Origin of the sequence: Staphylococcus sp. GDY8P120P (genome assembly GCF_017892065.1) — a bacterium.
In the GTDB taxonomy this organism is placed as follows: domain Bacteria; phylum Bacillota; class Bacilli; order Staphylococcales; family Staphylococcaceae; genus Staphylococcus; species Staphylococcus nepalensis.
In genome coordinates this window covers 36,300-42,299 of sequence record NZ_JAESKI010000016.1, presented here as the reverse complement: position 1 = coordinate 42,299, position 6,000 = coordinate 36,300, and the positions used below count along the sequence as shown (strand labels likewise).

Sequence of the window (6,000 nt, the reverse complement as noted above, 5' to 3'; positions counted from 1 at the left end):
AAATGAATAACCATCATAAAGGTCAATATTTTCTTCTTTTTCACGATTTGAAACTGTAGGATTAATAACAACACGATCGCCTTTGTTAAATTTTGTAACCTTAGAACCAATATCATCTACTACGCCTGCAAATTCGTGGCCTAATGTAACGGGCGCTTTTTGGCCAAGGAACGGGTCTGGTTTGTCTGTTGAAATAAATATAGGGCCTTCTAAGTATTCATGTAGATCTGTACCACAAATGCCAGCCCAAGACACTTTAACTTTAACCTCATTATCTTGTAACTCTTTAGATTTTCGATCTTCAACACGTACATCCTTTTGACCATACCAAACTGCTGCTTTCATTGATAAAACCTCCTTGTTTTAGTTAATTTAATAGTATGCCTTTTAAAAATTACTTTCAAATAAACTAACCTTTTAATATAGTGTTTCTAAATTATTATATGATTAGAGTGTACTCTAATTAAACGTTGATTTTTAAATAATGTATAAACAAACTACTTATTCACTTATATTTAGTTTATTTCTTTAGCCAATTTAAATATTTTATATATATAACTGAAATAATTATACCAACACCTATAATACTACTCACAATAAGTGGTTTATCGTCTGTGAAAATATCAATTATTTGGCCTAAAGAAATAATAGTAAATATCAGGATAATGACATTTAAAAAGTTTATTTTTGAATCCGTCACTTCCTGTTGTTTACTTATTATGTTATTCGTATTTTCAAAGTGTATTTTTTGTATAAAATCAAATTCTCTATCATCTATAAAGTTTTTATCTAGTTCACTTCTTAGATTATGGGATGGTAAATATTTTAATGAGTACCCTTGTATTATAGTCTTTTCTAGTTTATTGAGCCATTCTTTATGCAACGGTGTATCAATATACGTAGTTTCTGCTAAAAGGTTCAATATAGTTTTCTTTATATATATATGGTTTAATGCAGACATAATAAACGCATGATTAATTCCTCTAAAATGATCCTTATCACTAATATAGTCATCTTTAGATATTTCATACTCATTTTTTCCACTTTTTAAATTAATAACCATGCGATCAATATTTCCTATAAAAGTAAAATGGTTAAAATTAAATTGATTTATTCCATTTATAAAATAAGATCCGAATTTATTATAATATGGGGCTGTCGCTATTTTTTTGTAATCGTTAATATTACTAGAAATATTATGCATACTATTATCTATCATAAAAAGCGTATAATACGAATGTTTAGTAACTTGATTAAATATTTTTTCAATATTTTCGACAATTTCTTTCCAATAGTCGCTAATAAAGTCATTTATTATATCTTCTTTTATTTCCGTTTCTTCATAGTCAATTTCTCCTTCTGTTAATTTTGGAATTAAAACTTTATCTCCTTTTCCTACTATTTCCAAAATATTAAAATTATCCTCCTCTGTTTCTAACTTATCTAGTTCATCGGATATTTCCACATAAAAGATTCCTTGTTCAAATATTTTCAAAGTAAAGTATGTATAAATATTTTTATTCTCTATTTCAAATACAATAGGTGCTAAAAAAAAAGTATGGTAACTAGAATAGGAATCCATAGATATACAGTTACTGTAATACCCTTCAGACTCTAAATAATTTCTTCCGATATATTTTAATGTCTCTTTATAGAATTTTTGCTTTTGAAAAAGTTGATGGTTTTCAGTAATTTTCCCAAAATTCATTTCATTTTTTCTCTTAAACTTACCAAATGCTACGACCGGTAATACTTCCATTATTTTACTTAAATCATAGTTATCAGAGTTCTCTACTACATTTTCAAAAACATGATAATGATATATGTATCTATTGCCTTTAATATTATTCACTAAAAACTCTCCTTTGCACCTAATTTTATATCAAAATTGTATATCTAATTTACAGATTTAATTTTGTAAAGATAGTTATTTTTTCCTAGCTTTAACAAGCTTTTTGCATTCCTCTACACTATGATGTTATAATACAATTAACGAATAGAAAGTCCATAGATATACACCGAGCCCCAACCTATTGCCGTAGGTTTGGGGCTCTTTATGTGATATGGATAGTCGCCTATTTATTGTGCTGATTTAGCCAATAGGTAAACCAAGCTACAATACATCCAGTTATCACAGGTGCAATAACCGTTACGAATAAAAAGTCCACAGATGCTCACCTCCTTCCATAGTAATTTCGCCTATGGAAGTTAAGGCGACTCTGTTATTATACCATCTGTATCTTTTGAAGCATATGCACTTCCGATAAGTTGAATTATGTAAAAATCAAACTTATAACTCATTATAGGTCATAACTTTACGTACGTTTTTAAGTACGTTATAATATAGAATAATGAAAGGACGTGACTAATAATGAATATTAAAACACCTACTAATGCGAGAAAAGAATTCTATGAACTACTTAAACAAGTTAATAATAGCCACGAACCGGTTATTATAAGTAGTTCTAAGAGTGAAAATAACGCCGTAATCATAAGTCAGAAAGATTGGGATAGTATTCAAGAAACGTTATATCTTGAAACAACAGGGACTATGAATAAAGTACGAGAGCGTGAAAAAGATAACAGTGGCTACACTAACGTTGATGATTTAGACTGGGATAATCTCTAAATGGATAATTACAGTATTTCTATTAAAAATTCAGCAAAAACTGATTTAAAGAAAATTAAACAATCACAGTTGAAAACACAATTCTTAAAAATTATAGACACGTTAAAAGAAGACCCTTATTTTCCGAGTCAATCTTTTGAAAAGTTGCAACCTAAACACTTAGGGCGCTATTCAAGAAGAATAAACCATCAACATAGAGTTGTTTACACAGTTGATGAAGATGATAAGAAAGTTTTTATCCTTTCTGCATGGTCACATTATGAATAAAAGCAGCTAATTTTTAGCTATGGATTATATATTAAAATAGCATATGGGCATTTATGTAATACAATATTATTATTGATTTGTATAGAAAAAGGACAACATGCGCTAACATGTTGCTAAATGAGCCCGTTCGAAAGACGGTAGCCTTATTATTTATCTAAAATAACCATTAACCGGCTAAAGTTGGATGGTTATTTTTTTTGGTCTTTATTACTAAATAATCACTAGTAAATAATAAATCGAAATTTAAGATATGAAAGATTAATTAATCATATTGATATATTTGATTATATATCATTACTAAATTGGTTGGATAAAATAAATATAACAGAACCACATGCTATAATCGGAAAAATAAAACGTGGTTTCAATTCATATATGAGTGTTAATTTTAAAAATGATGCAGTAAAACAAATGAAACGGATTGATGAAATTATTTAGGGAACTATTAATATAGTTCTCTTTTACCTACAAGTGATGTAAAAGATGCATTAAGTTAATAAAGTATATTTCAAATATCTTTAGAGGAATTTATATTATGTATAGATTCCTCTTTTTTATAACATTTAATTAGTATTTCAAAAACTAAACCTCTTGCATTAACTTATAACTAAGTTTAATTGCATTTAATAAATCAAAAATAAAAATGTGGTTATTTGATTTATTAAAGTATATCTAATGTTCCTAATTAGCGTCACATTTTATATACATTAATTGGTTGTTTATTAATAAACGAACTCAATTAAGATGATTAAAGTTTATTAATATAAAACTTATAACATTATATTAATGGTAATTAATAGAACAACTTATATTGTTTATTCTTGCCTATTAATTATATCAGCGACTCCTTTTAGACTCCCTGATAACAGGATAAGGAGGAACAATGCCATTGCCATGGCACCCAGCATAGCTGGGGTTCTCTAAACTTATCCTTTAACACTATAAATGCTGATATGATAGTGTTTATATAATAATTTATAACGCGATAACAATAGAGTTTGTTTATTTTTACATGGCATTTTTATGAGCATTTACCGAACGACATATCCCTTGTCCCGCAAGAGGTTTAAAAACGAGGACTCTTTAGAGTCGTTACAGACTCCCTAAAGGAGTCTGGATTTTATGTATTTTATTTAAATTAACGAGTATTTGTGAAAGACTTAACATGTATTATTTACATAATTTATTCGCCTTAAATTAACCTTTGAAATTATTTTTATGTAGTAACTTATGCTTATACATTAACGGTACCAGAATAAAAAAGTGTTCAGTTAAATATTTTAACTGAACACTTAATGTTTAAATAAATGTATTTATATCTTCATTTATTTGATTATCTTTATTGTTATTGTCATTAGTTATTGATTTGTTTGTATCATCTTCATTGGTTAATTGTTTTATGAATTGAGCATTTTCTCAGTAGTTTGTTGTGATAGGTAATATTCTTTATAACGTATTATATCGTTATTGAAATCATTTAATTGATTAATCAATTCATTTATTTCGTTTTCTTTATCTAATATAAAGTTTGAATTTTCATCAATTTTAACTTCTCCATAATTCAATTCTTCAAAGTTAATGTTTTTATATAACTAATTTAATTTCTTTTATATACCTTCTATTTGTTTAATTTTTCTAGGCGCTACCAGAATAAAATCATTCTTCTTATTTTGGTTTGTCATTTGATCTGATTCCAGTCTTATTATTTATTGATGTTAATTCATAAATTTTATCAGTACTAAAATGATTAAGTTGTTTTTTCTGAGCTTTTAGTCCTTCTTGAGTATCGTTTTCTTATTCTATTTCACTATATAATTTTTCCATTTCATCTACTGCATCGTTTCTTATATTTTCAATATCAGTATTTGAAATGTCTGTACTTTCACTTGCTGCGTTGTCTAGATCGGTAATAGCAAACAGAATTACTAGCTCTTTTTCCTCATCTTCATCTAAAATAAGCGAATGTATAACGAGTGAAGATGACAGAATTTATCGAGTGAGAAAGCCCTCGATTTTAATTGTGTGGGTGAGAACGAAAACTTCAAAATGTAATATAAATTATATTCGTATGTTTTATATCTTTGAAAAATTAAATCAGTTTTCAAAAAATGATTTAATAGCATCCCTAATATCTTCTTTAAGCTTTTCATCATTTTTATATCCATTCAAATTAATATATTCCGCATCCTCTTGTACATACTGTAAGAACTGCTTAAACGTATCAATATAAGTTTTATAATGTTCACATTGTGCTTCTAAAAGTTCAACATCTTCTTTTGGTACGCTTGTCTCTAAAGCCATTTCAAGTTTTTGTTTTTCTTTTTTTAACTGTTCAGTATGCTCATCTGTGTTGTAGACAATTGTAGGTTTGATACGATTACCTAATGCCACAAGCCGTGTATAAGCTGTTGGATTTAAATCTCTATCTTCTGCTAACGCTTTTACCTTTTTATATTCTTCTTCAGTCAAATTGATATTGATTGTTTTAGCTTTTCTATGACTTTTATCGATCATTTTTGACCCCTCCATAACTAAGTAATTACTCATTTGTTCATCCGATAATATGGTTAGTAATCACTTAATATTTTTACAAAAAATAAACTAAGTAAATACTCATCTATTTTAACAAGTTGTTGACTTAGCAATTACTTAGTTTTATCGTATCATATTAAACTTAGTAATTACTAATAAAATATAGAATGAAATATTGATTAATTTAGAAGGGAAATAGGGAATCCTTTAGGGAATCCCTAGGGAATCTAAAGATTCCTTGTTGCTAAATCCCTTGCGCCCCAAAGGATATAAGAATTGCTGTTTTCCAAAGAAAATGCCATGTAAAATTTCATGGATTCCTTTGTGTCCATCATTAAATATGATTCATAAACACCGTAATATCAGCATTTAGATCTTTTAAAGATAAGTTTAGAGAACCCCAGCTATGCTGGGTGCCATGGCAATGGCATTGTTTCTCCTTATCCTGTTGTCCGGGATTCCTTCCGCGATTCCTTTGGTTAAAGTCTTAGTCAATATAAATTCATTTTCAATGATCTAAAAGTATAAATAACTCTCTTTCATAAAATATATATTAAACTCCTTTTTTTATC

The 6,000-nt window shown here is 27.7% G+C and carries 6 protein-coding genes and 1 pseudogene; 3 read left to right on the top strand and 4 right to left on the bottom strand.

Annotated elements, in window-relative coordinates; translation table 11 throughout:
- From KA900_RS10850 to KA900_RS14890, 3 genes are all read right to left on the bottom strand, one after another.
- A partial coding sequence (locus KA900_RS10850; RefSeq protein ID WP_210139606.1) for an alcohol dehydrogenase catalytic domain-containing protein occupies positions 1-345 on the bottom strand: 345 nt, incomplete at its 3' end.
- A gap of 175 nt (positions 346-520) precedes the next feature.
- Positions 521-1,852, bottom strand: coding sequence for a hypothetical protein (locus KA900_RS10845; protein WP_210139605.1), 1,332 nt, complete (start codon positions 1,850-1,852; stop codon positions 521-523).
- A gap of 223 nt (positions 1,853-2,075) precedes the next feature.
- Positions 2,076-2,168: a type I toxin-antitoxin system Fst family toxin gene (locus KA900_RS14890; RefSeq protein ID WP_021459888.1), complete on the bottom strand. Its 93-nt coding sequence runs from the start codon at positions 2,166-2,168 to the stop codon at positions 2,076-2,078.
- A gap of 203 nt (positions 2,169-2,371) precedes the next feature.
- On the opposite strand from KA900_RS14890, the gene KA900_RS10835 reads away from it, so the two are divergent.
- The 3 genes and pseudogenes from KA900_RS10835 to KA900_RS15015 all read left to right on the top strand — a co-directional run.
- Positions 2,372-2,629, top strand: coding sequence for a type II toxin-antitoxin system Phd/YefM family antitoxin (locus tag KA900_RS10835; RefSeq protein ID WP_210139604.1), 258 nt, complete (start codon positions 2,372-2,374; stop codon positions 2,627-2,629).
- On the top strand, positions 2,630-2,896 hold the full coding sequence (locus tag KA900_RS10830; protein WP_210139603.1) for a Txe/YoeB family addiction module toxin: 267 nt from the start codon (positions 2,630-2,632) through the stop codon (positions 2,894-2,896).
- A gap of 81 nt (positions 2,897-2,977) precedes the next feature.
- Positions 2,978-3,054 (top strand): annotated as a pseudogene (locus KA900_RS15015) (hypothetical protein); the annotation flags it as partial.
- 1,936 nt (positions 3,055-4,990) lie between these two features.
- Here KA900_RS15015 and KA900_RS10825 read toward each other — a convergent pair.
- Complete coding sequence (locus KA900_RS10825) at positions 4,991-5,410, bottom strand: plasmid mobilization protein (RefSeq protein ID WP_210139602.1); 420 nt, start codon at positions 5,408-5,410, stop codon at positions 4,991-4,993.
- Positions 5,411-6,000: the final 590 nt, after the last annotated feature.

What these genes read in the sequence shown, in the direction of transcription:
- KA900_RS10835 (WP_210139604.1), top strand. Translation starts at nt 2,372, where the DNA reads ATGAATATTAAAACACCTACTAATGCGAGAAAAGAATTCTATGAACTA.
- KA900_RS10830 (WP_210139603.1), top strand. Translation starts at nt 2,630, where the DNA reads ATGGATAATTACAGTATTTCTATTAAAAATTCAGCAAAAACTGATTTA.
- KA900_RS10825 (WP_210139602.1), bottom strand. Translation starts at nt 5,410, where the DNA reads ATGATCGATAAAAGTCATAGAAAAGCTAAAACAATCAATATCAATTTG.